Raw genomic sequence first — 26,655 nt, forward strand, 5'->3', positions numbered from 1 at the left:
CGGCCACGGGAAAAGCGCGCCGGCCATGCGGCCGAGGGATGGCGGAGGCCATGACGGCAACGGGCAGGGACGGTGCGGCGGCGGAGCCGGAATATGACGAGGCGGCGATCCGCTTCTTCGCGGTCCTCTGGGGCGAGGGCTATCTTTCGCCGGGCGGTCCGGCGGAGGTCGATCGCATCCTTTCTGGCGTCAATCTGAAAGGCCGGCGCATCCTCGATTTCGGTTGCGGTGCCGGCGGCATCGCGCTGCACATTGCGAGCACCTATGGCCCGGTTGAGGTCGTCGGCTACGACGTGGAGCAGCCGGTCATCGACCGGGCGCGGGTGGCCGCGGCCAAGGCGGGGCTTTCCGCGGTCGCGCGTTTCGCCTCCAGCCCGCCGGGCCGCCTGCCGTTCGACGACGGCGAATTCGACGTCGTCTTCTCCAAGGATGCGATGATCCACGTGCCGGACAAGGAAGCACTGTTTTCTGAGCTTTTCCGTGTGCTCAAGCCGGGCGGCATCCTTGCGGCGTCCGACTGGCTGATAGGCCATGACGGTGAGCCGAGTGCCGATATGAAAGACTATATTGCCGCCGAAGGGCTCTCCTTCGGCATGGCCTCGCCACGTCGTTATCTTCTGGCGATGGCCGCCGCCGGCTTTTCCGAAGGGACGGTCGAAAGCCGCAATGCCTGGTATCGCGACGTGGCGCGCGGTGAGCTGGAGCGCCTCAAGGGGCCGCTTCATGCCGAGGCGGTGGCGGCAGTGGGCGACGCCTATGTCGCGAAGAACATCCGCACCTGGACGGCGATGCAGAAGGTTCTTGACAGCGGGGAGCATTGTCCGGCTCATCTGCGCGGCATCAAGCCGGCCGCGGGAGTTCGCCCGTGACCGTGACGATGCGCAATCCCAAAGGCAAGGTGGCGGTGAAGATGCGGGCAGGCGGGGCTGAACAGGGCTCGGGCGACGGCGAGAAGCGGGGACGCAAGGCCTCGAAGGAGACGCGGCGGCAGCAGCTCGTCGAGGCGACGATCGATTCGCTTGCCAAGCGCGGTTATTCCGACACGACGCTCGCGGATGTCGCCGACGGCGCCGGCCTTTCCCGCGGCATCGTCAACTTCCATTTCGAGAGCAAGGAAAACCTGCTCATCGCCACGCTGCAGTTCATGTCCGAGGAATATGCGGACCATTGGAACGCGGCGCTCGAAAAGGCCGGCCCGAGCGCGGCGAGCCGCATCTGGGCGCTGGTTCATGCGGATTTCGACCGGAAGATCTGCACAAAGCGCAAGCTTGCAGCCTGGTGCGCCTTCTGGGGCGAGGCCAAGTCGCGGCCGACCTACCAGGCGCTGTGCGGCGCGCGTGACGTGAAGTACCAGGAGACCGTGATCTCGCTCTGCGCCGCGTTGAAGGCGGAGGGCGGCTATGCCTATGAGCCGGAGCCGACCGCGCTGTCGCTCTGCGCCATGCTGGAGGGCCTGTGGCTGCGCCTGATGATGGGCGACGGCACCACGCGGGAAAAGGCGCTGGAGGCGGCGATCGCCTTCGTCGCCACGACCTTCCCGAAGCATCTCACCTTGCAAGGACCACAATCACAATAGGGAACCCGGAACGGGGAAGGAGTACGGCATGAAGACTGCACACACGGCCAAGCGCACCACAATGGCGGCACTCACCGCCTTCCTCGCCCTCGGAACCGCCCTCCCAGCCTTCGCCGCCGATACGCTCACCGTCTTCGACTGGTCCGGTTACGAGGACCCCGCCTTCCACCCCGCCTATACGGAAGAGCATGGCGGTTCGCCGGATTTTTCCTTCTTCGGCGACGAGGAAGAGGCCTTCCAGAAGCTGCGCTCCGGCTTCAAGGCCGATCTTGCGCATCCCTGCGCGCAGAGCATCGTGAAGTGGCGCGAGGCTGGGCTGCTGGAACCGCTCGACACGTCCAAGCTGGCTGCGTGGAACGATATCCTGCCGGCCTTCAAGGGCATGAAGAACCTGATGACGTCCGAGGACGGTACGGCCTGGTTCCTGCCCTTCGAATGGGGCAACACGGTGCTGACCTACCGCACCGACACGGTAAAGCCCGAGGAGATCGCCTCCCTCAAGGCCTTTGCCGATCCGAAGTTCAAGGATCGCGTGTCGATCGGCGACAATGTCGATGATGCCTATGCGCTGGCGGGCCTTGCCACGGGCCTCAAGGACCTGACCACGATGACGGATGCACAGTTCGGGGAGGCCTCCGCCTTCCTGCGCGAGGTGCACAAGAACGTACGGCTCTACTGGACCGACAACACCGATCTCAGCCAGGCGCTGGCGAGCGGGGAGGTCGATCTCGCCTGGGCCTGGAACGAGACGGCGACGACGCTGCAGGCCGACAGCCAGCCGGTCGCCATCAAGAAGGATACCAAGGAGGGGCTGTCCACCTGGGTCTGCGGCTATTCGCGGCTGAAGGGTGCGGAGGGCAGCCCTGACCTTGCCTATGACTACCTCAACGCCGTCACCGATCCCGGCGTTGCCGCCTATATGGTCGAAAGCTGGGGCTACGGCCATTCCAACGCCAGGGGCATGGCCGCGGTCGATCCGAAGATCCTCGCCGACAAGGGGTATGCGGATGTCGACGCCTTCGTCGCCAACACGCTGTTCCAGGCGCCGATCCCGACAGAGCTGCGGCAGAAGATGATCGCGGAATTCGAGAAGATCAAAGCGGGGTATTGAGGGGGCAGCGGCCTCTCATCCCGCTGCCGCGACCTTCTCCCCGCTTGCGGGGAGAAGGTGGCCAGCAGGCCGGATGAGGGGCTAGGTCACACGCGCGTAACCGGCGGGTCTTCCGCCAGCAACACGAACGCCTCCGGATCATAGGCGAGCCGGATTTGCGCGCCGACCGGCAGATCGTCCGCACCGAAATTGTTCGTCTCGACCAGCGAGAGCGGCTGTTCCAGTCCGTCGACGCCGACGGTCAGGTGGGTGACCTCGCCGAAATAGGCGCGGTTCTCGATGCGGCCGGCAAGCTCGTGCGGGGCGCGGTCGTCGTCCCACAGGAGCCGCAGCCGTTCCGGGCGGATACCGACGGTGACATGGCCGTTTGTGGCGGCAAAGCCCTGCGGCTTGTCGAGGTTGACGGCGCCGAAGCGGGCGGCATCGACGGAGACGGCGTTGCCCTGTTCTCCCAGCACCTTCGCTTTCAAAAAATTCATGCCGCCGAGGAAGTCGGCGACCTTGCGGGTGCGCGGGCGCTGGTAGATTTCCTTCGGGCCGGCGATCTGCGCGATGCGGCCGCCGAACATCACGGCGATGCGGTCCGACAACGCCAGCGCCTCGTACTGGTCGTGGGTGACGAGGATGAAGGTGATGCCGACAGCCTTCTGCAGCGTGCGCAGCTCCACCTGCATCTCCTCGCGCAGCTTCTTGTCGAGGGCGGAGAGCGGTTCGTCGAGCAGCAGCACCTTGGGCCGCATGACAAGCGCACGGGCAAGCGCGACGCGCTGGCGCTGGCCGCCGGAGAGTTCATGCGCCTTGCGCTGGCCAAGGCCCGCTAGGCGCACCTGGTCGAGCGCGTCGCCCACCCGCTTCTTTTCCTCCTGCACCGAAAGCCGCAGTCGTTTCAGACCGTAGGCGACGTTTTCCGCGACGTCGAGATGGGGAAAGATCGCGTAGTTCTGGAAGACCATGTTGGTCGGGCGCTTGTTCGGCGGCAGTGCGAGGGAGGGTGTTCCGTCGATGAAGATTTCGCCCGCCGTCGGTGTCTCGAAGCCGGCGATGGAGCGCAGGAGCGTGGTCTTGCCGCAGCCGGACGGCCCGAGCAGCGAGAAGAACTCGCCTTCGCCGATGGTGAGCGAGACGTCGTCGAGCGCCTTGTAGATGCCGTAGTACTTGGACACGTTGGCGATTTCGATCATCGGGCGGTCGGCCATGGCGGACTTCTCCTCTCAGGGCAGCGTGAAGGCCATCTGCGTGCGGCGTTCGGCCCGGCGGCGCAGGATTTCGGCAAGGGTGAGCATGAGGATGGAGGCGACGAGCATGACGGTGCCAAGCGCCAACACGCCCGGCAGCTTCGCCGCAAAGCGCAATTGCCCCCAGATATAGACCGGCAGCGTCGGTTCGGTGCCCGACAGGAAGAAGGCGAGGATGAACTCGTCGAGCGAGATGGTGAAGGTGACGAGCAGGCTGGAGACGATGGCCGGCGCGACGACCGGCAACGTGACGCGCCGGAAAGTGCCGATCGCGGTCTCGCCGAGGTCGTAGGAGGCCTCCTCCAGGCTGCGATCGAACCCCTCGAAGCCGGAGACGAGCACCGCCATGGCATAGGGCACGCAGAACACCGTCTGGCCAAGGATGACCGTGATCAGCGACAGTTGCACGCCCATTGCGAGCACGATCATCAGGAGAGAGACGGCGACGATGATCTCCGGCAGGAAGAGCGGCGCCATGATGAGGCCGGCCGCAGCCCTCTGGCCGCGAAAACGGTAGCGCGTGATGGCGCGGGCGGCGCAGATGCCGAGAACGGTGGAGAGCAGCGAGACGGAGACGCCGACGACGAGGCTGTTCCAGGCCGCTTCCAGCATGACCGAATTGCCGGCCAGCGAGGCGTACCACTTGGTGGTGAAGCCGGCGAGCGGGAAGGTGGTGGTGGCTGCGTTGTTGAAGGAGAAGACCGGCAGCAGCAGGATCGGCAGATAGAGGAAAAGGAAATAGAGCGCGACATAGGCCGGCAGGAACGGAAGAACGCGCAGGCGCTGCGTGAGGAGGTTCATCTGATCCTCCTGACGGCGAATTTCAGCGCCAGCACGACGGCCGCCGCCGTGAGTGAGACGAGCACCATGGTCGTGACGGAGAGAGCGGCGCCGAGCGGCCAGTTGGCGGCCTTGCCGAACTGCGCCTGGATGGCGGTTGCGATCATCACGCCGTCCTTGCCGCCGACGAGGCGCGGCGTGACATAGTCGCCGACGGTCGGGATCATCACGATCAGGAAGGCGGAGATGATGCCGGGCAGCGAGAGCGGCAGGGTGATGCGCAGAAAGGCCCTGAAACGGCTGTCGCCGAGATCGCGAGCCGCCTCGATCAGCGTGCGGTCGATCTTCTGCAGCGAAACGTAGATCGGCAGGATGGCGAAGGCGGCCCAGCTGTGCACCAGCGTGATGACGACGGCGTTGGAATTGTAGACGAGCGAGGTCAGCGGCTTGTCGATGAGGCCCATCGAGATGAGGCCGGTGTTCAAGACGCCGCCATAGCCGAGGATGACCTTCCACGACATGACGCGCAAAAGGTAGCTGGTCCAGCAGGGCACGGTGACGAGGAACAGCCAGAGGTTCTTGTGCACCCCGCCATGGAAGGAGATGAACCAGGCAATCGGATATGAGAAGACGACGGTGACGATGCTGACCGTCAGCGAGATCCAGAGCGAGCGGACGAAGAGGTCGCGGTAGATCGGCTCGGTGAGGGCCTGGCGGTAGTTCTCCAGCGTGAAGGTGCGGTCGATGTCGAGATAGTTCTGGGTCCAGAAACTGTAAGCGATGACGATGAGGACCGGGAGGAAGAGCAGCGCCAGCGCATAGAGGAAGGTCGGGGAGATCAGTGCGAGGCCGCGGGCCTCTTCGCTGCGCATCCAGACCTTGCGCCTCCCGGGGGAGGGTGTGTCGGCAAGCGGGCCGAATGCCGCCGCCGTCATCGGCCACAACTCCCGCCGCGACAACTTTCATAGAGCGTGAGATTTCCCGTTCCCATGCGCTTGCGCCTTTTCGGCCTCTGCGTGCTGCTTTTCGGGCACGCTGCTGTTCCCTGATTGACAGCATGCGCTGAAATCCCCGTTGAAATCAAGCCCTGGTTCTGCAATATTGATTGAATGAACATTCAATATGATTGAGAAAGGTAATATCTTTCATATTGTTGGTCTGGTATTCTTCTTGGTAAATAATCGATGGAGAGGGACATGGCGGCAATTCCGAAGACGGTGAACGAGGACCGGTGTGCCGACGAGGCGACTGGTGACGCGCTTACCCGGCTGGCCGAGCGCCACCTGGTGCAGCCCTGGCCGGTTTCCGGCTCCATCGGCGCGGAGGCGCGCGGGCGCATCGAGGCGGGCGAGGGCATCTACGTCACCGACGCCGCCGGCCGCCGCCTGATCGACGGGCCTGCCGGCATGTGGTGTGTCAATGCCGGGCATCGCAACAGGCTGCTGGCCGACGTCATGGCCACGCAGGCCATGGAGCTTTCCTACAATTCGCCCTGGTACACGACCAACGCGCCATCCGCCGTGCTCTCCGCGCGCCTTGCGCAACACGCGCCCGACGGGGTCGACCATGTCTTCTACACGACCGGCGGCTCGTCCGCGGTCGAGACGGCGCTGCGCTTCATGCAGTTCGCCAACAATGTGAAGGGTCGGCCGGAGAAGAAGCTGATCGTCTCGCGCCAGGGCGGCTATCACGGCTCGACATACCTCTCCGCCTCGCTCAACGGCCGGCCGCGCGACCACGACTGGATGGACAGCGCTGCCGATCTCGTCGTCAAGCTCTCCTGCCCGGATCCGTTCCGCCGGCCTGAGGGCATGAGCGTCGAGGCTTTTTGCGATTTTCTTGTCGAGGAGTTCCGCGCGGTCATCGAGGAGAAGGGGGCGGAGCATATCGGCGCCTTCATCGCCGAACCGGTCATGGCGTCTGGCGGCGTCATCGTGCCGCCCGATGGCTACCTCAAGCGCATGCACGCGCTCTGCCGCACCAACGACATCCTCTTTATCGCCGACGAGGTGGTGACGGCTTTCGGCCGTCTCGGCCATGTCTTCGCCGCGCAGGACGTTTTCGGCATCGACCCGGACATGATCACCTTCGCCAAGGGGGTGACGTCGGGATATTTCCCGCTTGGTGGGGTGATGATCGCCGGGCGCCTCTTCGAAGAACTGCGCCGCTCGAACCATTCGGAGGCGATGTTCGCGCATGGGTTGACCTATTCCAGCCATCCGGTCGGCTGCGCGGTGGCGCTGAAGAACCTCGACATCCTGGAGGACGGGCTGCTCGACCATGCGCGCGCCGTTACCGGTCATTTCCAGGCGAGCCTGAAGGCGCTGGAGGACCTGCCGCTGGTCGGGGAGGTGCGCGGTCTCGGGTTGATGGCCTGTGTGGAATGCGTCGCCGACCGTGTCAGCAAGAACCCGCTGACGCTCGACCTTGAGGTCGGCAAGCGTATCGACCGGCATTGCCAGGAACTGGGCCTGCTGGTGCGCCCGCTCATCAACATGTGTGTGATGTCGCCGCCGCTCACCATCTCCACCGCCCAGATCGACGACATGACGACGATCCTGCGCAAGGGGATCGAGTTGACGATGGACGATCTCGCCCGCGAAGGCCTTTGGCGGGGCTGATCCGTCAGAGAACAGATGTGCGCGGCGACATTCCCCGCCTCGCACGCTTGAGGCCCGCGCAAGCGGGCCTCCCTTTTGTCGCCGGATTCCCGTGATCAGCGGCCTTCGGCGAGCCCGGCATTGGCGCCAGCCATATCCTTCTCCTCCGGCGCGTCCTTCAGCGTCATCACCGGCACCACCTTGCGCAGATGGTCGTGGTGGGTGCGCACGCCATATTCGAGGTCGGAGAGGTAGAAGCCGGCGAAGGCGTTGGAGGTCATCGCCTCGTTCGACCAGACGGTGAGCTGCACATCCTCGGCCTGGGTATCACGGTCGATGCGGAAGGCGAGGTAGCGGGCAAGGCGATGGGCACGCTCCTCCTGCCTGTAACGGTAGATGCCGCCACGCAGCAGCGTCTTGCCGACGCCGAGCGGAAACTCCTGGTAGAACTGCACGGTTTCCGGCGTGACGGCGATGACGGCGTTGGGGAACAGGCCGAAATAGATCCATGCCTTGCGCAGCCGCTCCGGCAGCGCATGGTTTTCCGGCGAGATCTTCACATAGTTGCGCACGCTCCAGCGCCGGCCGGCATGCGGGTTGTAGGTGGCGAAGGAGCGGCAGAGGCCATCGACGAAGGGTTCGTCATAGTAGGTCGAGCCATAGAGGTCCTGCAGGGCGGGATGCGCCATCGCAACATGGTAGCCCTCGTTGTCGACATCGCGCACGGACTTCCAGTTGACCGGCGTTTCCTGCGTCCAGATGGCGCCGGCGGGGATCATCTCCCCGGTGCGGTAATGCGCCAGCTCCGCTTCAAAAGGTTTCATCAGCGCGGCGACGGACGGCTGTGGGCCGGGCGCGAAGCGGATGAAGACGAAACCCTGCCAGATCTCACATTCCAGCGCCTTCAGCGCGAATTCGTTCTTGTCGAGCGGCGGGAAGCTGCGGGGGCGGGCGGCGCCGCGCAGCGTGCCGTCGAGATTGTAGACCCAGCCGTGGAAGGGGCAGACGAGCGCGTTGCGGCAGCTGCCCTTCTCGTCGGCGACGAGGCGCGAGCCGCGATGGCGGCAGATGTTGTGGAAGGCGCGCACCGCGCCGTCCTGCCCGCGCAGGATCAGCGCCCGTTCGCCGACGACGTCCATGGCGAGATAGTTGCCGGGCTCGGGTATGTCGGAGACGTGGCAGGCGATCTGCCAGTGTTCGCGGAAGACGTGCTGCCGCTCGAGTTCGAGGAGGGCGGGGCTGTGATAACACCAACCGGGAAGTCCGCTTCTGTCCCAGTCGTTCGGAACGTTGATATCGCGGATCATCTCGTTCATGTCACTCCCCTTTATTTTGCTGAACGTTCATTCAATATAAGCACGATTTCCGTTCAAAAGGAATAGGTTGCGAAAGTTGCGTATCCTGCCAATTGCAAAACCCCGGCCGCAAAGCGGCCAGGGCAGGGCGGTTTCCTCGCGAAAAATCGCGCCGGTACCGGCGCTTACCGGCAGACCTTCACGCGCTTGACGACGAGATGGCCCCACTTGTTGTAGCGCTTGATCTTCTTCCAGAAGCAATGGCGGTGATGGCCGTAGTCGTGGCTGACATAGCCGTGGTGATGGCCGCCCCAGCCATGGCTGAAACCGATATAGAAGCCGCCGGCCTGGGAAGGGGCGGCGAAGGACACCGCTGCGATGGTCGCGACAACGGCGGACATGATGAACTTGCGCATTTCAGTCTCCTCTCTACCAGTCAATGGACGAACCATTTCATCCAGTAGGGTGACTGTCGCATGCGGGAGCCTGCCGCGCTGTTTCGGGTGGAACAGGGGTTAGCGGTCGAGTTCCGGGTAGAAGCGCTCCATGTAGCTGGGCCGGAGTTTTTCGCCGATCAGGCAGTCGGCCGGTTCTCCGGCGGCGGGTATGGTGCGCGCGGGCGGTTCGGCGCCGCTGACTTCGAGGATCAGCTTGCGGCGGATGGCGATGGCGAAATCCTCGGGCTCCTGCACCGGCAGCACGAAGGCACCGGGGCCGCCGATGACGCAGTTGGCATAGTAGTCGTCGAGCGAGCCATAGGCGGCGGAGGGGCGGATCATGATGGCAAGGCCGTTGATGATGATGCCGAGCGCGGTCGCTGCATCGCGTGCAGGGGTTACCGGCGGGCCGAAATTGTTCGGGCCGTCGCCGGACACGTCGATGACGCGGCGCAGGCCGCTATAGCCGTTGCCATCGAAAAGCTGTGCGCCATAGACGATCGCGCCCGAGATCGAGGTGCCCCGGCGCGTCGCGATCGGGCGGGCTTCGAGCTGGGCGGCAAACGCGTTTGCATCCTCCGGCCCGGAGATGATCTGCCAGGACACGAGGGAATTGTCGCGGATCGTGCCGGCCCATTCGAAATAGCTGATGGCGATGCGGCCGGTCAGCCCGTCGCGCACGGCATCGATGAATTCCGGGTGGCGCAGCGCATCGACATAGCCGGCGCGCTGCACCTGCGCCTCCTCGAGGTCCATGGAGCCGGAGACGTCGACCGCCAGCACCAGTTCCACATCCACCTCTTGGTCCGCGGCGGCGAGTTCTGCGCCAGGCATCAGGCTTATCAGCAAGGCAAGCGTTGTCAGCATGACCATCACCCATCCGTGCATCCGGGGTTGGAAAATATATCACGACCTGCACGCGGAAAGGGCATGCATTCTTCAAAAATCGGTGATGCGGCGAATAGCCGTCCGCCTGCAGCCGTTTCCCGGTGGTTCCCGTCCCTCGCGGCGGAACACATATGCCCCGGGCTGAGGAAGCGGATCGACATGGGTTTCAAGGATATTCTTGCCGGCATGCGCAACAGGGTGTTTGGCCGGGCGAGCGCCGCGCCGCAGGAGCTTCTGTCCCCGGAGGAGCAGCTGGTGCGTGACTACGACCTCTATCTCGTCGACCTGCACGACGAGATACCGGCGCTCGTGCCGCAGCGCGACGCCATGCGTGCCGCCTGGCGCAACGGCGATTTCGAAGCCTACCAGCGGGCGTTCGAGGCTGCCCGGGTGGGTGGTGTCATCACGGAAAGCGGCCGGCCGCTCTACGCGCTGGTGAAGGACTGGTTCGTCGAGCCGTTCCTGGAGCTTCCTGATGACGAGACGGTGGCGCATATCGACATGCTGGAGCCCTTCCGGGCCTTCTTCCAGCGCAGCCCGTCCGCCTTTTCGGCCGCCACCTATGCCGATGCGTTACGCGTCACCGCCTTCGTGCGACGCGGCACCGCCTATGGGCGCCTTGTCCGGGCGGACCAGTGGCGGGACTACGAAACGCTGCTGAAGGAGGCGGATGACGTGCTCGACAGCCATGCCGATCCGGAAAATTTCAGCTGGCGGATGAGCGACTACCGCCGCTCGGCCAACGACGGCGATTTCGAGAAATTCAGAGCGCGCTTCGAGCGCGTCTGGTTGCTCGACCGGTACAATATCGACCTCTGTCGCTCACATGCCCGCATGATCATGCCGCGCTGGCTGGGACGCAGCGCGCAGGATCTCGAGGATTTTGCCCGTCGGGCGGCGGAGCTGACGCAGGACCGCTTCGGCCTCGGCTTCTATGCGCTGATCCAGCAGGCCAATACCGATGTCGGCGACCACGAGCTTGCCGATACGCTCTGCGATCCGGATATGGCGAAACGCGGCTTCGAGGACCTCCTGGTGCGATTTCCCGCGCCCAGCGTGATGAATCTCTATGCCGACATGCTGGAATGGATGGGCGACACCGAGGCGCTCGCCGATCTCCTGGAGAGCCGCTTCCGCGTGATGGTGCCGCAGATCTGGTACGGCGATACGCGCGGCGACAAGATCTCCTACCTCTTCGCCACGCTGCTCGAGGCGGCGGAAGTGCTGGAGGCGCGGCGCGCCCGATAGGCTACAGCGCCGTCAGCTCCCGGATCGCCATGCGCTTGTAGGCCTCGACCAGCCTGTCGCCTTCGGCCCGGTCGACCGAGACGGCGAGGCGCATCGTCGCCTCGCCAAGATGCATGACGAGGAGCGCGACCGCCTCGATCCGGTCGGGGTCGGCCTTCGGGCGCAGTATTCTCAGCCGGGCGGCGAGCAGGGCGCCGTTGCGGCGGCTTTCCTCCGCCTCCATGGCCCGCAGCGCCCCGTCCGCCTGCACGGCAGACCAGATGTCGCGGATGACCGGTTCGGCGAGGAAGATCGCGTAGTAGGTGTCGATCAGGCCGCCGAAGGCCTCGGCAAGCGCGTCCATGCTGCCGACCGCGGCAAGGCCTTCGGCGATGCAGGCGCGGCTTTCCTCGTTGCAGCGTTCGGCCAGCGCATGCACCACGGCGCTCTTGTCGGGAAAATACTGGTAGAGCGAGCCGATCGAGATGCCCGTGCGCTGGGCAAGCTCGCTCATGCGCAGGGCGTCGCTGCCCGTCTGCGCGATCATGTCCGTCGCATTAGCAAGGATGGCGTCCACCCGCTCGCGGCTGCGTTTCTGGGTGGGGGCGCGGCGCATCTGTGGTTCGGTCATCGGGTTTTCCGGGCGGCTGCGACGTGGTTTCGATTACTCTTGACAAATACGAGCAATCCTCACATTTTGCAAATATGAGGATTGCTCATGTTTTGGAGGATAGACGATGACGAACGAGTGCATTCTGCTTCTGGGCGGCGAGGGAAAGACGGGGCGGCCGATTGCCGAGCGGCTTCGCGAAAGGGGCGTTGCGGTGCGCATCGGCTCCCGCTCCGCGGCGATCCCGTTCGACTGGCGCGACCCGGCCGGGTGGTCGGCGGCTCTTGAGGGCGTCACGGCCGTCTACATCGCCTATCAGCCTGACCTTGCAGTGCCGGGATCGGACGCGGATCTGCGCCACCTGGCGCATCTTGCGGCTGCCGCCGGCGTGCGTCGCCTGGTGCTTCTGTCGGGCCGCGGCGAGGATGCCGCGGAGGCGGCCGAGGCGGCGGTGAAGGAGGCGGGTGTAACCTGGACTGTGCTGCGCGGCAGCTGGTTCTTCCAGAATTTCAGCGAGGGGCTCTTCGCCGAGGAGATCCTTGCCGGTGAGCTGGTGCTGCCGTCCGCCACCGTGCGCGAACCCTTCGTCGATACGCGCGACATCGCCGACATGGCGGTCGCCGCTTTGACGGAAGAGGGACATGCCGGCAAGACCTACGAACTGACCGGACCGCGGCTGATGACCTTTCGCGAGGCCGTTCAGGAGTTCGCCGCCGCCGGCGGGCGCACGGTGGCCTATACGCCCGTCACAATCGAAGCCTATGCCGGCATGCTGCGGCAGGCCGGCCAGCCGGAAGAGGTCGTCTGGCTCGTCAGCTATCTCTTCGGTTCGGTGCTCGACGGGCGGAACGAGCATCTGAGCGACGACATTGCGCGTGTGCTCGGCCGTCCGCCGCGTGACTTTTCCGAATTCGCCCGTGATACGGCCGAAAGCGGTTTCTGGAAGACCTGACCATGGCAAGTGCCGTCCCCATCCTGACCTTCCTCGCCATTCTCGCCGCGGCGCTGAATGCCGGGCTGTTCTTCATCTTCTCGGTCTGCATCATGGCGGCCTTCGCCCGCCTGTCGCCGGCCGAAGGGGCGGCGGCGATGAACGCCATCAATGCCGTCATCCAGAATCCCTGGTTCTTCTCGGCTTTCTTCGGCGGGGCGTTGCTGTCGCTGGTGCTGACGGTGCTCGGTTTTCTGCAGGACGGGCCGGGCGGACTAACGGCTGCGGCGGGCGGCACCATCTTCCTTGTTGCGGTCATCGGCGTGACGGTCGTCTTCAACGTGCCGCTCAATGAGGCGCTTGCCGCCGCGCCGGCGGGAAGCGCCGAACAGGTGGCGCTCTGGCAGCGCTATCTCGACGTCTGGACGCTGTGGAACCATGTGCGCACGCTCGGCGCGCTTGCCGCCGTGGGTTTCTTCACGCTCGCGTTCCGCCAGGGAGCCGCGCTCGGCTAGGACCGGGCTGGCGCTCCCTCTTTCCGCCTGCTAGCTCTGTTCCAGACGAATGCCGGAGCCGACCTTGCAGGACATTACCGACCTTTCCGCCCTTGCCCTTTCCGCCGCCATCGCCGAGCGCCGGCTCGACTGCCGCAGCGTCATGGTGGCCTATCTCTCCCGCATCGAGGCGATCAATCCGCGCCTCAACGCCATCGTCAGCCTGCGTCCGGCGGATGCGCTGCTGGCCGAAGCGGAAGCGGCGGACCGGGCCCTTGCTGTGGGGGACTATCGCGGCTGGCTGCACGGCGTGCCCTTCGCCGTGAAGGACCTTTCAGAGGCGAAGGGCATCCTCTGCTCCTTCGGTTCGGCCAACTATGCGGATTTCGTCCCCGACTACGACGACATCCATGTCGAGCGCATCCGGGCTGCCGGCGCCATCATCATCGGCAAGACCAATGCGCCGGAAATGGGTCTCGGCTCGCACAGCTACAACCCGGTCTTCGGCGCCACGCGCAACCCCTACGACATCGGCAGGAGCGCCGGCGGGTCCTCGGGCGGCGCGGCGGCGGGGCTGGCGGCGCGGCTCTTGCCGGTCGCCGACGGCAGCGACATGATGGGCTCGCTGCGCAATCCCGCGGGCTTCAACAATGTCGTCGGCTTCCGTCCGTCCTTCGGCCGCGTGCCCTCGCTCAACACCGAACTTTTCCTCGGCCAGCTCGCCGTCAACGGCCCGATGGGGCGCAGCGTCGCCGATGTCGCGGCCCTGCTGGCGACGCAGGCCGGCCATGACCCCCGTGATCCGCTGTCGCTTGCCGATGATGGCCTTGTGCACGATGGCGACCGTGATCTTTCCGGTGCCCGCATCGGCTGGCTGGGCGATTTCGACGGCTACCTTGCCTTCGAGCCCGGCGTGCTGGAGCTCTGCCGCGCCGCGCTCGACGTCTTCCGCCGGCTTGGATGCCGCGTCGAGGACGTACCTCCGGGCTTCGACATGGCGCGACTCTGGCAGACCTGGCGCACGTTGCGCCATTTCCTCGTCGCCAATGGGCAGGCGGGCGACTATGCAGACCCCATCCGGCGCGCGCGCATGAAGCCGGAGATGATCTGGGAAATCGAGAACGGCCAGAACCTCTCCGCGGCGGAGGTCTATGCCGCCTCGCTCGGCCGCAGCGACTGGCTGCGCCACGTCATGGGCCTCTTCGAACGCTACGATTTCCTCGTTCTTCCCTCTGCCCAGGTCTTCCCCTTCGCGGCCGAGCTCGACTGGCCGAAGGCGATCGCGGGGCGGGCGATGGACACCTATCATCGCTGGATGGAGGTGGTGATCGGGCCGACGCTGGCCGGCCTTCCCGTCGCCGCCATGCCGGCCGGTTTCGGCGTGAACGGACTGCCCGCAGGCATCCAGATCATCGGTCGCCCGCGGGCCGATCGCGACGTGCTCGCTGCTGCCGCGCGCTATGAGGCAGCGACCGACTGGCTCTCCCGGCATCCCCAGTTCTAGGGATACGGGGGCTTTTGACACGCCAGCGCCGCATTCTCGTGACAGGCAGCCTTGCCGGGTGTTGAGGACCGCCCGGCAGACTCCTTCAAAAACGCGAGGCGCCGTTTAGGAATTGCTTACCATATTTCGTCATTCTTTGCTCGTTCGGCAGAAGCCCGGGACGCGTGATCCCGCCGCCTGCCGCAAGCGTAACGGCTTCCGGAGTGTGTTTTCCGCGGCCGCGTCGAGTAACGAGTATCGGGTAACGAGTATCATGGCGTCTGTATACAGTTCCGCGCGTTCCGCGTCGAAGACCCGTCGGGGTATCCTTCTCAGCGCATTCCTGGCCTGCGGTGTCGTCGCAGGATCCGCCTGGGCCGTCGTTTCGACGCTGGGCGCAATGCAGGATGCTGCCTCCTCCCTTTCCGAAGGCAAGAAGATCATGACCGCCTCGCTGCATGGCAAGCCTGCGGCGCGGCTGACCCAACACGCCGAGCGCACGGTGAAGGTCGCGAAGTTCTCGCGGCTGTCGCAGCCCTCGGAAAGCGAGCTGCGCCAGAAGCAGCTGACGGCCGAGGCGATCCAGCTCGCCCACCAGCGCAAGATCTCCATCCAGCTCGCCTCCGCCGTCAAGCGCGAGAAGGCCAAGGCGGCGATGATCGAGGCGGCTATCGCCCGCGCCGAGCGCTCCGTTGAGGACGAGAAGCGGATCACTGGCCAGCCGACCATGGTTACCGCGCTGGTCGAGGATGTTTCCGCCCGCAAGGACATCCAGCCCTTCGGCCTCGTCATGCAGAAGCCGGAAACCGAGGAGGAGAACCTCCTCAGCGAGATCCCGCTGCCGGAGGCCAAGCCCGCGCTGGAGACGGTCACCATCGAAAAGCCGGTGGTCGAGGAGAAACCCGTCGCCCGCGCCAAGCGCGAGGAGGCGAAGGACAAGGACAAGGAAGACGTCGCTCTCGTCAAGCCCGAGCGTTCGCTGTTCGGCGATCTCTTCAAGAGCAAGGGTGGCGCAAGTGGCACCGGCTGGCCGGGGCGCGGCACGCGGGTCGCGATCTACGACGTCTCCAATGCGACGGTCTACATGCCCGACGGCACGAAGCTGCGCGCGCATTCCGGTATCGGCAAGATGCGCGACAACCCGCGCTACGAACATGTCAAGATGACCGGGCCGACGCCCGCCGGTATCTATCGTCTGAAGATGCGCGAGCGGCGCTTCCACGGCGTCGAGGCAATCCGCATGACGTCGATCGACGGACGTGACCCGAAGAACCGTACGGGCCTCCTGACGCACACCAACCTGCTGCGCGGCCAGAAGGGCTCGCATGGCTGCGTCGCCTTCCAGAACTACGAGCCATTCCTCAATGCCTTCAAGCGCGGTCACATCACGATGATGGTCGTGGTGCCGGAGCTGCCGTCCTCCCGCACGCAGCTTGCCGCCCTTTACCGCAAGGCCGGTGCCTGACTGCCTTCCGCTTGATGGGCTGAAATCCGAGCCGGCGCCCTGCAGCGCCGGTTTTTTATTGGAATGCGGTTTCTTGCGTTTTTCCAAGAATCTTATGCCAATGATCTATTTGGTTTATCAAACGCTAAGAATTTCGCGTCAAATTTGGCCAGTGTCATTTTAGGGGTCTTGGAGAAGCCGGGACCGCACTGAGGGTAGGAACCAGACGTGACCGCTTTCGATTTTGGATTGAACGCCCGCGCCGTACTTGCTGCGATGGATCGCTCCCAGGCGATCATCGAATTCGACCTGACCGGCAGGATACTGCATGCCAACGAGAATTTCCTGCAGGCCGTTGGCTACCAGCTTTCCGAGGTCGTCGGCCAGCACCACCGCATGTTCGTCGATCCGGTGGAGGCGCAGTCGAAGGACTATGCGGCCTTCTGGGCGCGGCTTGCCGAGGGCCATTTCGACCGGCGCCAGTACAAGCGCGTTGCCAAGGGCGGCCGCGAGATCTGGATCGAAGCCTCCTACAATCCGGTCTTCCGGGGCGGCAAGCCCGTGAAGGTGGTGAAGTTCGCCACCGACATCACGACGGTCAAGCTGAAGGCCATGGAGGACGAGGGCAAGCTTGCGGCACTCAGCCGCGCGCAGGCGATCATCGAGTTCACGCCGAAGGGAGACATCCTCGGTGCCAACGAGAATTTCCTCGCGGCGCTCGGCTACGATCTCACGGAGATCACCGGTCGCCACCACTCGATGTTCTGCATGCCCGACCATGTCGCAAGCCCGGAATACCGGATGTTCTGGCAGCGGCTGGCGGAAGGCCATTTCGTCGCCGACCAGTTTACACGCATCACCAAGAGTGGCGCCAAGATCCATATCCAGGCGTCCTACAACCCGATCCTCGACGCCGACGGCAAGGTCTTCAAGGTCGTTAAGTTCGCAACCGACGTGACGGAGCGTGTGAGGTCAATCGAGGAGATCGGCGCCGGCCTTGGCCGCCTGGCGGAATGCAACATCCGCATGACGATCGACCGCGCCTTCGTGCCGGAGTTCGAGCCGCTGCGGCGCGACTTCAACAACTCGATCGGCGCCTTCCAGGAAACCCTCTCGAAGGTTCTCGACCAGACCTACATCCAGAACCGGAGCGGACAGGAGATGCGCAAGGCGGCCGAAGATCTCTCCGAGCGCACGCGACAGCAGGCCGTTGCGCTGGAGGAGACGGCCGCTGCCCTCACGGAGGCGACCGTCGCGGTGCGTTCCTCGACCGACCGTACGCGGGAAACGCGCAAGCTCGTGCGGGATGCGCGCGCCTCTGCCAACATGTCGGCCAGTGTCGTGAGCAACACGGTCAGCGCCATGCAGCGCATCGAAGCGGCCTCCGCCGAAATCGGCCAGATCATCGGGGTCATCGATGAAATCGCCTTCCAGACCAACCTGCTCGCGCTGAACGCCGGTGTCGAGGCGGCGCGCGCCGGCGAGGCGGGCAGGGGCTTTGCGGTGGTGGCGCAGGAGGTGCGCGAACTGGCGCAGCGTTCCGCCAAGGCGGCACGCGAGATCAAGAAGCTGATCACCAATTCCAGCACGGAAGTGCATGAGGGCGTGCGTCTCGTCGGCGAGACAGGCCGCGCGCTGCAGGAGATCGAAAGCTTCGTCGCGGAGATCGATCACAACGTGGATGCCATCGCGACATCCGCTGCCGAGCAGGCCAGCGGCCTCGAGGAGATCAGTGCCGCCGTGTCCGACGTCGACCGGATCACGCAGGAAAACGCGGCCATGGTGGAGCACACGACGGCGACAAGCCAGTCGCTGGCGGAAGGCGCAATAACCCTGAGCGAACTCGTGAACCGCTTCCAGCTGAACCGTCGTGCCCGTCGCCGTGACGGTAGCGAGGTCTGGACGCCGGAAGAGCGCGCGGCCCGGCTCGGCCATATCCGCAAAGCATCCTGAAAAACGAGGGACGGGGTCGCAATGCGGCCCCGTCAGGCCTTGTTGACGAAGCCGTCCAGGACACGCTTCTGGCCGGCGCGGTCGAAGTCGATCGTCAGCTTGTTGCCTTCGATCGCCGCCACGTTGCCATTGCCGAATTTCATGTGGAAGACCCGGTCGCCGATCGCAAATTTCGATGGCTCGCTTACCGTCGATTTCGCCACCAGCTCGCCGTCGATGGTGCGGGCGCGCGGCCCGCTCTCGCCATAGCCGATGCGCTCGACTGCATGGCCGGAGCGCGAGCCCCAGTTGTCGCGGGTCGCATCCGTGCGGTTCGCCTGGGCGCGGCGCCAGCCGGGCGTCGAATAGGCGTTCTGGAAGGGCTCCTGCTTGTCGAAGCGTGACTGGCCGTAGCCGCCGCCGCGACCGTAGCCGCCATAGGATTGCTCGACTTCGGCAACCTCGACATGAGCTTCCGGCAGCTCGTCGAGGAAGCGCGAGGGCAGGGTCGTCTGCCACAGGCCGTGGATGCGGCGATTCGAGACGAACCAGATGTGGCAGCGGCGCTTGGCCCGCGTGATGCCGACATAGGCAAGGCGCCGTTCTTCCTCAAGGCCCGAACGGCCGCCCTCGTCGAGCGAGCGTTGGTGCGGGAAGAGGCCTTCCTCCCAGCCGGGCAGGAACACGGTCTCGAATTCGAGGCCCTTGGCCGAGTGCAGCGTCATAATCGAGACGGCGTCGAGTTCGGCGTTCTGCTCGGCATCCATGACGAGCGAAACGTGATCCAGGAAGCCGCGCATCGATTCGAAGGCCTCCATCGAGCGGATGAGTTCCTTCAGGTTTTCGAGGCGGCCCGGTCCTTCCGCCGACTTGTCGGCCTGCCACATGGCGGTGTAACCGCTCTCCTCGAGGATCTGCTCGGCAAGCTCGGTGTGCGGCATGGTCTCCAGCAGCGACTGCCAGCGGCGGAAATCGGTGACGACGTCGAAGAGCGCCTTGCGAGCCTTCGGCTTCAGCTCGTCCGTCTCGATGATATCGGCGGCTGCGGCGAGCATCGGGATGTCGCGGGCGCGGGCATAGTCGTGCAGGTTGCGGATCGTCGTGTCGCCGAGGCCGCGCTTCGGCGTGTTGACGATGCGCTCGAAGGCGAGGTCGTCGGCCGGCTGGCTGACCAGGCGGAAATAGGCCATGGCATCGCGGATTTCGAGGCGCTCGTAGAAGCGCGGGCCGCCGATGACGCGGTAGTTTAGGCCGAGCGTGACGAAGCGGTCTTCGAATTCGCGCATCTGGAAGGACGCACGAACGAGGATCGCCATGTCGTTCAGCTTGTGCTCCTTGCGCTGGAGCTGTTCGATCTCCTCGCCGACGGCGCGGGCCTCTTCCTCCGAATCCCAGGCGGCATGCACGACGACCTTGTCGTCTTCGGGGTCGCGCCGGTCGGTGAACAGCGTCTTGCCGAGGCGGTCCTCGTTGTGGGCGATGAGGTGGCCGGCCGCACCGAGGATATGGGCGGCGGAGCGGTAGTTGCGCTCCAGCTTGACGACCTTGGCGCCCGGGAAATCCTTCTCGAAGCGCAGGATGTTGTCCACTTCCGCACCGCGCCAGCCATAGATCGACTGGTCGTCGTCGCCGACGCAGCAGACGTTCTGCGGCGTGCCTTTCGGCCGCTGTGCGAGCAGGCGCAGCCACATGTATTGCGCCGTGTTGGTGTCCTGGTACTCGTCGACCAGAATGTAGCGGAATTTCTGGTGGTACTCGGCGAGCACATCCGGATTGGCGCGGAACAGGCGGATCGGGTGCAGCAGCAGGTCGCCGAAGTCGCAGGCGTTCAGCGTCTTCAGGCGGTTCTGGTAGGCGATGTAGAGTTCGCGGCCCTTGCCGTTGGCGAAGGCGCGGGCATCGCCCTCCGGGATCTGCGCGGGATCGAGGCCCTTGTTCTTCCAGCCGTCGATCATGCCGGCGAACTGCTTTGCCGGCCAGCGTTTGTCGTCGATGCCCTCGGCCTGGATGATCTGCTTGACCAGCCGCACCACATCGTCGGTGTCGAGGATGGAGAAATCCGACTTGAGGCCGACGAGTTCGGCGTGGCGCCGCAGGAGCTTCACGCCGATCGAGTGGAAGGTGCCGAGCCAGGGCATGCCCTCGACGGCCCCGCCGACGAGGAGGCCGATGCGCTCCTTCATCTCGCGTGCCGCCTTGTTGGTGAAGGTCACGGCCAGCATCTGGCTGGGGAAGGCGCGGCCGGTGGCGAGGATATGGGCGATGCGGGTGGTCAGCACGCGCGTCTTGCCGGTACCGGCGCCGGCAAGCACCAGCACGGGTCCGTCGAGCGTTTCCACCGCCTCGCGCTGCTCTGGGTTGAGGCCGGAGAGATAATCCGGCGCCCGGTGCGCGTCGCGGGCCGCCATGGCACGCGCGGCGATGCCGCCCGTCGGCTTGGCCGGTGCTGCGGGCTTGCCGGCCAGCTGCGGGTCCTCGTCGAAGAAGGGAATGTCGTCGTAACCGCTGATCATGCGGCTCAATGTAGTGATTCGGTCCCGAAAGGCCAGTTTTCCGTTCTGCTTTTATTCCACGGGGGAAAAGAATGGCCGGAAGATTGTGGAAAGCGGCGCTGTTCAGGCCTGTCGGCGGTCCGCATCGAAGACGTCGTCCACGGGCACCTGCAGGGCGGTGGCGAGCTGGTTCGTCTTGCCGGCAAGCGAGACGATGGCCAGGAGTTCGGCATAGTGCGCGTCCGTCATGCCCTTGGCTTTCGCCGCCGCGGTGTGGGAGTGGACACAATAGCTGCAGCCGTTCGTTATCGAGACCGCGATATAGAGCATCTCCTTGACGAGCGGATCGAGCGTCGAGGGTGTCGCCATGACGACCTTCACCTCCGCCCAGGTGCGCTCCAGGAGCGCCGGGTCGAAGGCGAGGTAGCGCCACATGTTGTTGACGAAGTCCGACTTGCGGGTGGCGCGGATGTCATCGAACACCGCCTTGACGCGCGGATCGGTTTCCAGATTGTCGGCGGGCTTGACGGTGCTCATGAGCGTCTCCGAGGAATGGGCCGGCGGAAAACCGCCGGCCGGAAGGGATCAGGCGAGGGCGATGACACGGGACGGGCCACCCGTGCCGCCGCGCACCTTGGGTGCGCCGACGATGAGGGTTGCGCCCTTGGCCGGAAGCTTGTCCAGATTGGCGGCCGCTTCAAGGCCCCAGCGGCCCGAGGGCAGCCAGGAATAGTGCGTGGCGAAATCCGGGGAGATGCCGTGGTCGAGCGAAAGCGTATCGACGGCGATGCCGACGGCGCTCGAATTTTCCGCAAGGTACTGCACCGCTTCGACATGGAAGCCGGGGAAGTGCAATTTCCCCTCGCCATCGGCATTGCGGAACTTGTCGGTGCCGAGGTGCTTGTCCCAGCCGGAAAGAAGGGCAACGCAGGCCTTTTCCGGCAGGTCGCCATTGGCGGATATCCAGGCCTTGATGTCATCCGGCGTCAGCTGCGCATCGGCATTGGCGGCGGCCTTTTCCCGGATGTCGATGACGGCGAGGGGCACGACCAGATCGGATACCGGGATTTCCGCCACGGATGTGCCGTCCTCGGTAAAATGCAGCGGCGCATCGAGATGGGTGCCGGTGTGCTCGTTGTACCGGAGTTCGAAGATGTTGAACTTGTGTTCCTTGTAGTTGAATTTCTGCTCGCGCCAGAACTGCTGCGGCCCGAAAAAGGTCGGGAACTCCTCATAGAGTTCGTGGGTGAGGTCCGTCGCCTTCGTCGGTGCCTGGGCCAGTGCCGGGCTCAGCGCGCCGCTACCTGCGGCAGCGACCGTTGCTGCTCCGGCGGCGGCGGCGCGGAAAAAGCTTCTCCTCGAAAGCATGCGGTTCTTGACGGTATCGATGACGCAGGCGTCACACATGGAATTCCCCCTGTCGTTCAATGCGTTGATGAAAGAATACTGAAATAGGGCTTGGCCGCTAGGGCCGGGAAAAAGCTATCACAAGTGTTGGAGGCGTCCAGTCATGCACGTGCTCGCAAAAAGCGCGGCGAGGGAAGATTTCTCCACCTTTTCTTACATTTCGGTAACAGAGCGGGCCACCAATCTTACATTTCGGTAATGAACGCATTCTTTCATTGCTCGTTCATTTTCAAAGCGGGATACTTGGCCTATGTCGCGCCGCAACAGGCGACGGTTCGCTTCCTTCGGAGACAGATTGCATGCGGGTTTGGAAACAGCTCCTCATAAGCCTTGGCGTCCTTTCGGCCGGGGTCTTGCTCTGGGGTCGCTTCGTGCCCGGGGCAAACGCCACGCTGCAGGCCACGGGTCTGCCGGGGTCGCTCGTGGCGGTCATCGCGCCGGCCGGCGACGGTGAGGCGCAGGGCGGCCGCGAAGGTGGTCGCCGCGGCGGTTTCGGTGGCGGACCGGCGCTTGTCGCCACCAAACCTGCCGCCATGTCGGTCGTCAACGACCGGCTGAACGCCATCGGCGACGGCGAGGCGATCCGCACCGTGACCGTCACGCCCTATGCCACCGGCAACCTCACGGAAGTGCTGGTGAAGTCCGGCGAACGGGTGGAGCAGGGCCAGGTGATCGCCCGCCTCGACAGCGACGAGCAACGCATCGCAGCCGATCAGGCGCGCGTGGCGCGCGACAGCGCCCGGCAGAAGCTGACGCGGATCGAGAACCTGAAATCCACCATGAGCATTGCCGAATTGCAGGACGCCCAGACGGCGGTGCAGGCTGCGGAACTGGCACTGCAGAATGCCGAGCTGACGCTGCGCCGCCGCGACATCACCGCGCCCTATGGCGGTGTCGTCGGCATCATCTCCGTCAATCCCGGCGACTATGTCACCACAGCCTCGGCGATCGCCCGCATCGACGACCGCTCGGAAATCCTCGTCGATTTCTGGGTTCCGGAGCGGTTTGCGACAAGCATGCGTGTCGGTGGCGCCGTGACGGCGACGGCGGTCGCGCGGCCGGGCGAGACCTTTACGGGCGAGGTGCAGGCGATCGACAACCGCATCGACCAGGAAAGCCGAACACTGCGCGTGCGCGCCCAGATCGACAACCCCGAGGATCTCCTGCGCGCGGGCATGTCCTTCCAGGTGACCATGCGCTTTGCCGGCGACCTTTATCCGAGCGTCGATCCGCTTTCCGTGCAGTGGAGCGCCGATGGCTCCTATGTCTGGCGCGTCAAGGATGAAAAGGTCGAGCGCGTGCCGGTTCACATCGTGCAGCGCAATCCGGACAAGGTTCTGGTGAAGGCCGAGATCGCCGAGGGCGACCAGATCGTCACCGAGGGCGTGCAGACGCTGCGGCCGGGCGGCGCGGTGCGCACGGCGGCGCGGGAGCGTGACCAGCAGACGACCTCCTCCGTGGCGGAGGGGTCGTGATGTCGGGGGAGGGGAACGCGCTCGACACGTCCGGCAAGGCGGGTTTCACCGCGCTCTTCATCCGCCGGCCGATCTTCGCCCTCGTGCTCAACACGCTGATCGTCGTCGCCGGCCTTGCCGCCTTCAACGGTGTGGAGATCCGCGAGCTTCCCTCCGTCGACCAGCCGGTCATCAGCGTCTCGACGGAGTTCGACGGCGCCTCACCGGAAACCGTCGACCGCGAGCTGACGGACGTGATCGAAGGCGCGGTCTCGCGGGTCCAGGGCATCAAGGACATCTCCTCGTCCTCCTCCTTCGAACGCAGCCGCGTCACCCTGCAATTCTCCGATACGACCGACGTCAACCAGGCCGCCAACGACGTGCGCGATGCACTCGGCCGGGTGGCGAACCAGCTTCCCGACGGCGCCGACGAGCCGCGCGTCGTGAAGGCGGATGCGGACAGCCAGCCGATCATGCGCCTGGCGCTGACCTCGGACAGGCTGTCGCTCGAAGACCTGACGCTTCTCGCTGAAAACGAGATCACCGACCGGCTCGCGTCCGTCGAGGGTGTTGCCGATGTCGCCGTCTATGGCGACCAGGAGAAGATCTTTCGCGTCGATGTCGACCAGTCCAAGCTCGCCGCGCGCGGGCTGACGGTCGCGGACCTGCGCAATGCGCTTGCCACCGCCGCCTTCGACGTGCCTGCCGGCTCGCTGAAGAGCCAGAGCCAGGACATCACGGTGCGCGCAACCGCGGACCTGACGACGCCCGCCGACTTCGAAAACCTCATCCTGAAGAACCGCGTTCGCCTCGGTGACGTCTCCATGGTGACGATGGGGCCGGACGAAGGCTCGACCGCGCTGCGCTCCAACGGTCGCCAGGGCATCGGTCTCGGCATCATCCGCCAGGCGCAATCCAACACGCTCGACATCTCCAACGGCGTGAAGCAGATGGTGGCGCAGTTCGACAACATCCTGCCCGAAGGCACCGAGATCAAGATCACCAGCGATGACGCCGTCTTCATCGAGGGTGCGATCCATGAGGTGGAGATCGCACTCGTCGTCGCCGTCGTCATCGTCACGCTCGTCATCTATCTCTTTCTGCTCGACTGGCGCGCGACGCTGATCCCGACAATCAGCATGCCGATCGCGCTCATCGGCACGATTGCGGCCATCTACATGGCCGGCTTCTCCGTCAACATCCTGACATTGCTTGCCATCGTGCTGGCGACGGGCCTCGTGGTGGACGATGCGATCGTCGTCCTCGAAAATATCGTGCGCCGCCGTGCCGAGGGCTTGAAGCCGCGCGCCGCCGCCATCCTCGGCACGCTGGAAGTGTTCTTCGCTGTCATCGCGACCACCGCGACGCTCGCCGCCGTCTTTGTACCGCTCTCCTTCCTGCCCGGTCAGGCCGGGCGGCTTTTCCGCGAGTTCGGCTTCGTGCTCGCCTTCGCCATCCTCCTGTCGTCCTTCGTCGCGCTGACGCTCTGCCCGATGCTCGCCTCGCGCATGCTGACCAAGGACGTGACGCACGGGCATAGCGGCCTTCTCGCCCGCATCGGCGGAGCGGCGTCGCGCTTCTACCGCTCGACGCTGAGCGCCTGCCTCGGCGCGCCCTTCATCGTCTTCGTCGTCGCGCTGCTCTTCACCGCGGCGGGCGCCACCTCCTTCTTCACCATCAAGTCCGAGCTGACGCCGAGCGAGGACCGGTCCATGGTCATGCTGCGCGTGAACGCGCCGCAGGGTGTGTCGCTGGAATATGCGCAGGACCAGATGAAGCTGATCGAGAACAAGCTGCGCCCGCTCTACGAGGATGGCGAGATCATCAACATCTTCTCGATCTCCGGCCAGGGCGGCTCGACGAACAGCGGTTTCATGGTGCTGACGCTGGCGCCCTGGGGCGAGCGCGAGCGCACGCAGCAGGCGATCGTGCAGGACATCAACGCGGCGGTCGGTTCCGTGCCCTCGGTGCGCGCCTTCGCCATGCAGCCGAACAGCCTCGGCATCCGCGGCGCCGGTAATGGCCTGCAGGTCGCGCTGGTCGGCAACGACTATACCAAGCTCGGCAATGCCGCGGCTGAACTCGTGCGAAAGATCGAGGACAGCGGCCGCTTCCAGAACGTGCGGCTGAACTACGAGGCCAACCAGGCGCAGCTTTCCGTAACCGTCGACCGCGAGCGCGCCGCCGATCTCGGCATCGACATCACCGGCCTTTCGGCCGCGTTGCAGGCCATGCTCGAAGGCACGAGCGTCGTCGATATCTACGTCGAGGGGCAGGCCTATCCGGTCAAGCTCTCCTCGACGACACAGCCGATCAACGACCCGATGGATCTCGAAAACATCTTCCTGAAGACCGGTGACGGCAAGATCGTGCCCATGTCGTCCATCGCCACGCTGGAGGAAAAGGCCGTCGCGCCGCAGCTTTCGCGCGAACAGCAGCTGCGCGCCGTCTCGCTTTCGGCCGGCCTGAAAGACGGCCTGGCGCTCGGCGAGGCGCTTTCCCTCGTTCAGGAAATGGCCGAGCCGCTGCTGCCGGAGGGCTCCCGCGTGTTGCCCATGGCGGAAGCGGCGACGCTGCAGGAGAACTCGAACGGGCTCTTCATCACCTTCGGCTTTGCGCTCGCCATCATCTTCCTCGTGCTTGCCGCGCAGTTCGAAAGCTTCGTCAGCGCGATCATTATCATGGTGACGGTGCCGCTGGGGCTCGCCTGTGCGGTCTTCGCGATGATCGTGACGGGCACGACGCTCAATATCTACAGCCAGATCGGGCTGGTGCTGCTTGTCGGCATCATGGCGAAGAACGGCATCCTGATCGTCGAATTCGCCAACCAGCTGCGTGACCGCGGGCAGGATATCCGCAGCGCCATCGAGAACGCCTCGAATATCCGCCTGCGGCCCGTCATGATGACGATGATCGCCACGGTCGTCGGTGCGGTGCCGCTGATCCTTGCCAGCGGCGCGGGCGCAGAGGCGCGCATCTCGCTCGGCTGGGTGCTCGTCGGCGGCCTCGGCCTTGCGACCGTGGTCACGCTCTACCTGACGCCCGTCGCCTATCTTGTCATCGCCCGCTTCACCAGCCCGCATGCCGACGAGGAAAAGCGCCTTGCCGCCGAGCTTGCCCATGCCGAGACGCTGGGGCGGCGCGACGACACGGCGCTGCCGCAGCCGGCGGCTGTCCTGCCACAGGCGGCGGAGTGAAGGCCGGCGGTGCTGTCCCTTGCCGTGATCTGCCCTCACCCTTGCACTAACCCTCTCCCCAC

At 65.0% G+C, this 26,655-nt stretch carries 22 protein-coding genes; 12 read left to right on the forward strand and 10 right to left on the reverse strand.

The features are described from left to right. Positions 1-50 precede the first annotated feature (50 nt). Genes EXZ48_RS08705 through EXZ48_RS08715 form a run of 3 tightly spaced genes read left to right on the forward strand, consistent with a single transcriptional unit; the run spans position 51 to position 2,687 of the window. Entirely contained in the window at positions 51-869 is an 819-nt protein-coding gene (locus EXZ48_RS08705) for a class I SAM-dependent methyltransferase (RefSeq protein ID WP_130515375.1), read from the forward strand. Positions 870-910: 41 nt separating this feature from the next. Then, positions 911-1,576 (forward strand): TetR family transcriptional regulator C-terminal domain-containing protein, encoded by a 666-nt coding sequence (locus EXZ48_RS08710; protein ID WP_050744605.1) that lies wholly within the window; start codon positions 911-913, stop codon positions 1,574-1,576. Positions 1,577-1,604: 28 nt separating this feature from the next. Next, positions 1,605-2,687, forward strand: coding sequence for an extracellular solute-binding protein (locus tag EXZ48_RS08715; protein WP_130515377.1), 1,083 nt, complete (start codon positions 1,605-1,607; stop codon positions 2,685-2,687). A gap of 86 nt (positions 2,688-2,773) precedes the next feature. Here EXZ48_RS08715 and EXZ48_RS08720 read toward each other — a convergent pair whose 3' ends face one another. From EXZ48_RS08720 to EXZ48_RS08730, 3 genes are read right to left on the reverse strand one after another with little or no spacing between them, the layout of a single operon-like run. Then, positions 2,774-3,868, reverse strand: coding sequence for an ABC transporter ATP-binding protein (locus EXZ48_RS08720; protein WP_130515674.1), 1,095 nt, complete (start codon positions 3,866-3,868; stop codon positions 2,774-2,776). Between the two features lie 30 nt (positions 3,869-3,898). Beyond that, on the reverse strand, positions 3,899-4,723 hold the full coding sequence (locus EXZ48_RS08725; RefSeq protein ID WP_130515379.1) for an ABC transporter permease: 825 nt from the start codon (positions 4,721-4,723) through the stop codon (positions 3,899-3,901). Then, positions 4,720-5,637 (reverse strand): ABC transporter permease, encoded by a 918-nt coding sequence (locus EXZ48_RS08730; RefSeq protein ID WP_024270536.1) that lies wholly within the window; start codon positions 5,635-5,637, stop codon positions 4,720-4,722. The genes EXZ48_RS08725 and EXZ48_RS08730 overlap by 4 nt, the downstream gene beginning before the upstream one ends. Before the next feature lie 261 nt (positions 5,638-5,898). Here EXZ48_RS08730 and EXZ48_RS08735 point away from each other — a divergent pair, with 261 nt between their 5' ends. Next, entirely contained in the window at positions 5,899-7,323 is a 1,425-nt protein-coding gene (locus tag EXZ48_RS08735) for an aminotransferase (protein WP_130515382.1), read from the forward strand. Between the two features lie 95 nt (positions 7,324-7,418). Here the strand turns inward: EXZ48_RS08735 and EXZ48_RS08740 are convergent, their stop codons facing one another. The 3 genes from EXZ48_RS08740 to EXZ48_RS08750 all read right to left on the reverse strand — a co-directional run bounded on the left by EXZ48_RS08740 (position 7,419) and on the right by EXZ48_RS08750 (position 9,901). Next, positions 7,419-8,618, reverse strand: coding sequence for an SRPBCC family protein (locus EXZ48_RS08740; protein ID WP_130515384.1), 1,200 nt, complete (start codon positions 8,616-8,618; stop codon positions 7,419-7,421). A gap of 164 nt (positions 8,619-8,782) precedes the next feature. After that, positions 8,783-9,013 (reverse strand): hypothetical protein, encoded by a 231-nt coding sequence (locus EXZ48_RS08745; RefSeq protein WP_023512225.1) that lies wholly within the window; start codon positions 9,011-9,013, stop codon positions 8,783-8,785. 99 nt (positions 9,014-9,112) lie between these two features. Continuing rightward, a complete protein-coding gene (locus EXZ48_RS08750; protein ID WP_130515386.1) occupies positions 9,113-9,901 on the reverse strand; it encodes a DUF1194 domain-containing protein in 789 nt (262 codons plus the stop codon). Between the two features lie 180 nt (positions 9,902-10,081). On the opposite strand from EXZ48_RS08750, the gene EXZ48_RS08755 reads away from it, so the two are divergent. Continuing rightward, entirely contained in the window at positions 10,082-11,170 is a 1,089-nt protein-coding gene (locus EXZ48_RS08755) for a hypothetical protein (protein ID WP_130515388.1), read from the forward strand. Between the two features lies 1 nt (position 11,171). Here EXZ48_RS08755 and EXZ48_RS08760 read toward each other — a convergent pair whose 3' ends face one another. Next, the gene (locus tag EXZ48_RS08760; RefSeq protein ID WP_130515389.1) at positions 11,172-11,780 is read right to left on the reverse strand and encodes a TetR/AcrR family transcriptional regulator; all 609 of its coding nucleotides are present in this window, start codon (positions 11,778-11,780) and stop codon (positions 11,172-11,174) included. Positions 11,781-11,886: 106 nt separating this feature from the next. Here EXZ48_RS08760 and EXZ48_RS08765 point away from each other — a divergent pair, with 106 nt between their 5' ends. The 5 genes from EXZ48_RS08765 (at position 11,887) to EXZ48_RS08785 (ending at position 18,064) form a co-directional block, all read left to right on the forward strand. Next, positions 11,887-12,711, forward strand: coding sequence for an NAD(P)H-binding protein (locus EXZ48_RS08765; protein ID WP_130515391.1), 825 nt, complete (start codon positions 11,887-11,889; stop codon positions 12,709-12,711). Positions 12,712-12,713: 2 nt separating this feature from the next. Continuing rightward, positions 12,714-13,205, forward strand: a complete 492-nt coding sequence (locus EXZ48_RS08770) for a DUF1772 domain-containing protein (protein WP_130515393.1) — start codon at positions 12,714-12,716, stop codon at positions 13,203-13,205. A gap of 64 nt (positions 13,206-13,269) precedes the next feature. Beyond that, positions 13,270-14,688 carry an amidase gene (locus EXZ48_RS08775; RefSeq protein ID WP_245461976.1) on the forward strand — a complete coding sequence of 473 codons (1,419 nt, stop codon included), beginning with the start codon at positions 13,270-13,272 and terminating at the stop codon, positions 14,686-14,688. Between the two features lie 253 nt (positions 14,689-14,941). Then, on the forward strand, positions 14,942-16,132 hold the full coding sequence (locus EXZ48_RS08780; RefSeq protein WP_130515397.1) for a DUF2778 domain-containing protein: 1,191 nt from the start codon (positions 14,942-14,944) through the stop codon (positions 16,130-16,132). Positions 16,133-16,387: 255 nt separating this feature from the next. Then, complete coding sequence (locus tag EXZ48_RS08785; RefSeq protein WP_050744606.1) at positions 16,388-18,064, forward strand: PAS domain-containing methyl-accepting chemotaxis protein; 1,677 nt, start codon at positions 16,388-16,390, stop codon at positions 18,062-18,064. Positions 18,065-18,096: 32 nt separating this feature from the next. Here EXZ48_RS08785 and EXZ48_RS08790 read toward each other — a convergent pair whose 3' ends face one another. The 3 genes from EXZ48_RS08790 to EXZ48_RS08800 all read right to left on the reverse strand — a co-directional run bounded on the left by EXZ48_RS08790 (position 18,097) and on the right by EXZ48_RS08800 (position 21,942). After that, positions 18,097-20,556, reverse strand: coding sequence for an ATP-dependent helicase (locus tag EXZ48_RS08790; protein ID WP_130515676.1), 2,460 nt, complete (start codon positions 20,554-20,556; stop codon positions 18,097-18,099). A gap of 102 nt (positions 20,557-20,658) precedes the next feature. After that, entirely contained in the window at positions 20,659-21,072 is a 414-nt protein-coding gene (locus EXZ48_RS08795; protein ID WP_023514222.1) for a carboxymuconolactone decarboxylase family protein, read from the reverse strand. Positions 21,073-21,120: 48 nt separating this feature from the next. Beyond that, the gene (locus EXZ48_RS08800; RefSeq protein WP_050744575.1) at positions 21,121-21,942 is read right to left on the reverse strand and encodes a cyclase family protein; all 822 of its coding nucleotides are present in this window, start codon (positions 21,940-21,942) and stop codon (positions 21,121-21,123) included. Between the two features lie 299 nt (positions 21,943-22,241). Here EXZ48_RS08800 and EXZ48_RS08805 point away from each other — a divergent pair, with 299 nt between their 5' ends. Together EXZ48_RS08805 and EXZ48_RS08810 are read left to right on the forward strand one after the other, a co-directional pair. Further along, the gene (locus tag EXZ48_RS08805; protein ID WP_023514225.1) at positions 22,242-23,417 is read left to right on the forward strand and encodes an efflux RND transporter periplasmic adaptor subunit; all 1,176 of its coding nucleotides are present in this window, start codon (positions 22,242-22,244) and stop codon (positions 23,415-23,417) included. Next, positions 23,417-26,593, forward strand: a complete 3,177-nt coding sequence (locus EXZ48_RS08810; RefSeq protein ID WP_023514226.1) for an efflux RND transporter permease subunit — start codon at positions 23,417-23,419, stop codon at positions 26,591-26,593. The genes EXZ48_RS08805 and EXZ48_RS08810 overlap by 1 nt, the downstream gene beginning before the upstream one ends. Positions 26,594-26,655 lie beyond the last annotated feature (62 nt).

The sequence above is a fragment of the Shinella sp. JR1-6 genome (assembly GCF_004284735.1).
Lineage (GTDB): Bacteria > Pseudomonadota > Alphaproteobacteria > Rhizobiales > Rhizobiaceae > Shinella.

Bases quoted from the DNA above. Each gene is read 5' to 3' on its own strand.
- EXZ48_RS08755 (WP_130515388.1), top strand. From the start codon at position 10,082: ATGGGTTTCAAGGATATTCTTGCCGGCATGCGCAACAGGGTGTTTGGC.
- EXZ48_RS08750 (WP_130515386.1), bottom strand. From the start codon at position 9,901: ATGCTGACAACGCTTGCCTTGCTGATAAGCCTGATGCCTGGCGCAGAA.
- EXZ48_RS08790 (WP_130515676.1), bottom strand. From the start codon at position 20,556: ATGATCAGCGGTTACGACGACATTCCCTTCTTCGACGAGGACCCGCAG.
- EXZ48_RS08720 (WP_130515674.1), bottom strand. From the start codon at position 3,868: ATGATCGAAATCGCCAACGTGTCCAAGTACTACGGCATCTACAAGGCG.
- EXZ48_RS08760 (WP_130515389.1), bottom strand. From the start codon at position 11,780: ATGACCGAACCACAGATGCGCCGCGCCCCCACCCAGAAACGCAGCCGC.
- EXZ48_RS08810 (WP_023514226.1), top strand. From the start codon at position 23,417: ATGTCGGGGGAGGGGAACGCGCTCGACACGTCCGGCAAGGCGGGTTTC.
- EXZ48_RS08795 (WP_023514222.1), bottom strand. From the start codon at position 21,072: ATGAGCACCGTCAAGCCCGCCGACAATCTGGAAACCGATCCGCGCGTC.
- EXZ48_RS08715 (WP_130515377.1), top strand. From the start codon at position 1,605: ATGAAGACTGCACACACGGCCAAGCGCACCACAATGGCGGCACTCACC.
- EXZ48_RS08705 (WP_130515375.1), top strand. From the start codon at position 51: ATGACGGCAACGGGCAGGGACGGTGCGGCGGCGGAGCCGGAATATGAC.
- EXZ48_RS08740 (WP_130515384.1), bottom strand. From the start codon at position 8,618: ATGAACGAGATGATCCGCGATATCAACGTTCCGAACGACTGGGACAGA.
- EXZ48_RS08745 (WP_023512225.1), bottom strand. From the start codon at position 9,013: ATGCGCAAGTTCATCATGTCCGCCGTTGTCGCGACCATCGCAGCGGTG.
- EXZ48_RS08805 (WP_023514225.1), top strand. From the start codon at position 22,242: ATGCGGGTTTGGAAACAGCTCCTCATAAGCCTTGGCGTCCTTTCGGCC.
- EXZ48_RS08710 (WP_050744605.1), top strand. From the start codon at position 911: ATGCGGGCAGGCGGGGCTGAACAGGGCTCGGGCGACGGCGAGAAGCGG.
- EXZ48_RS08770 (WP_130515393.1), top strand. From the start codon at position 12,714: ATGGCAAGTGCCGTCCCCATCCTGACCTTCCTCGCCATTCTCGCCGCG.
- EXZ48_RS08780 (WP_130515397.1), top strand. From the start codon at position 14,942: ATGGCGTCTGTATACAGTTCCGCGCGTTCCGCGTCGAAGACCCGTCGG.
- EXZ48_RS08730 (WP_024270536.1), bottom strand. From the start codon at position 5,637: ATGACGGCGGCGGCATTCGGCCCGCTTGCCGACACACCCTCCCCCGGG.
- EXZ48_RS08785 (WP_050744606.1), top strand. From the start codon at position 16,388: ATGGATCGCTCCCAGGCGATCATCGAATTCGACCTGACCGGCAGGATA.
- EXZ48_RS08800 (WP_050744575.1), bottom strand. From the start codon at position 21,942: ATGTGTGACGCCTGCGTCATCGATACCGTCAAGAACCGCATGCTTTCG.
- EXZ48_RS08735 (WP_130515382.1), top strand. From the start codon at position 5,899: ATGGCGGCAATTCCGAAGACGGTGAACGAGGACCGGTGTGCCGACGAG.
- EXZ48_RS08765 (WP_130515391.1), top strand. From the start codon at position 11,887: ATGACGAACGAGTGCATTCTGCTTCTGGGCGGCGAGGGAAAGACGGGG.
- EXZ48_RS08725 (WP_130515379.1), bottom strand. From the start codon at position 4,723: ATGAACCTCCTCACGCAGCGCCTGCGCGTTCTTCCGTTCCTGCCGGCC.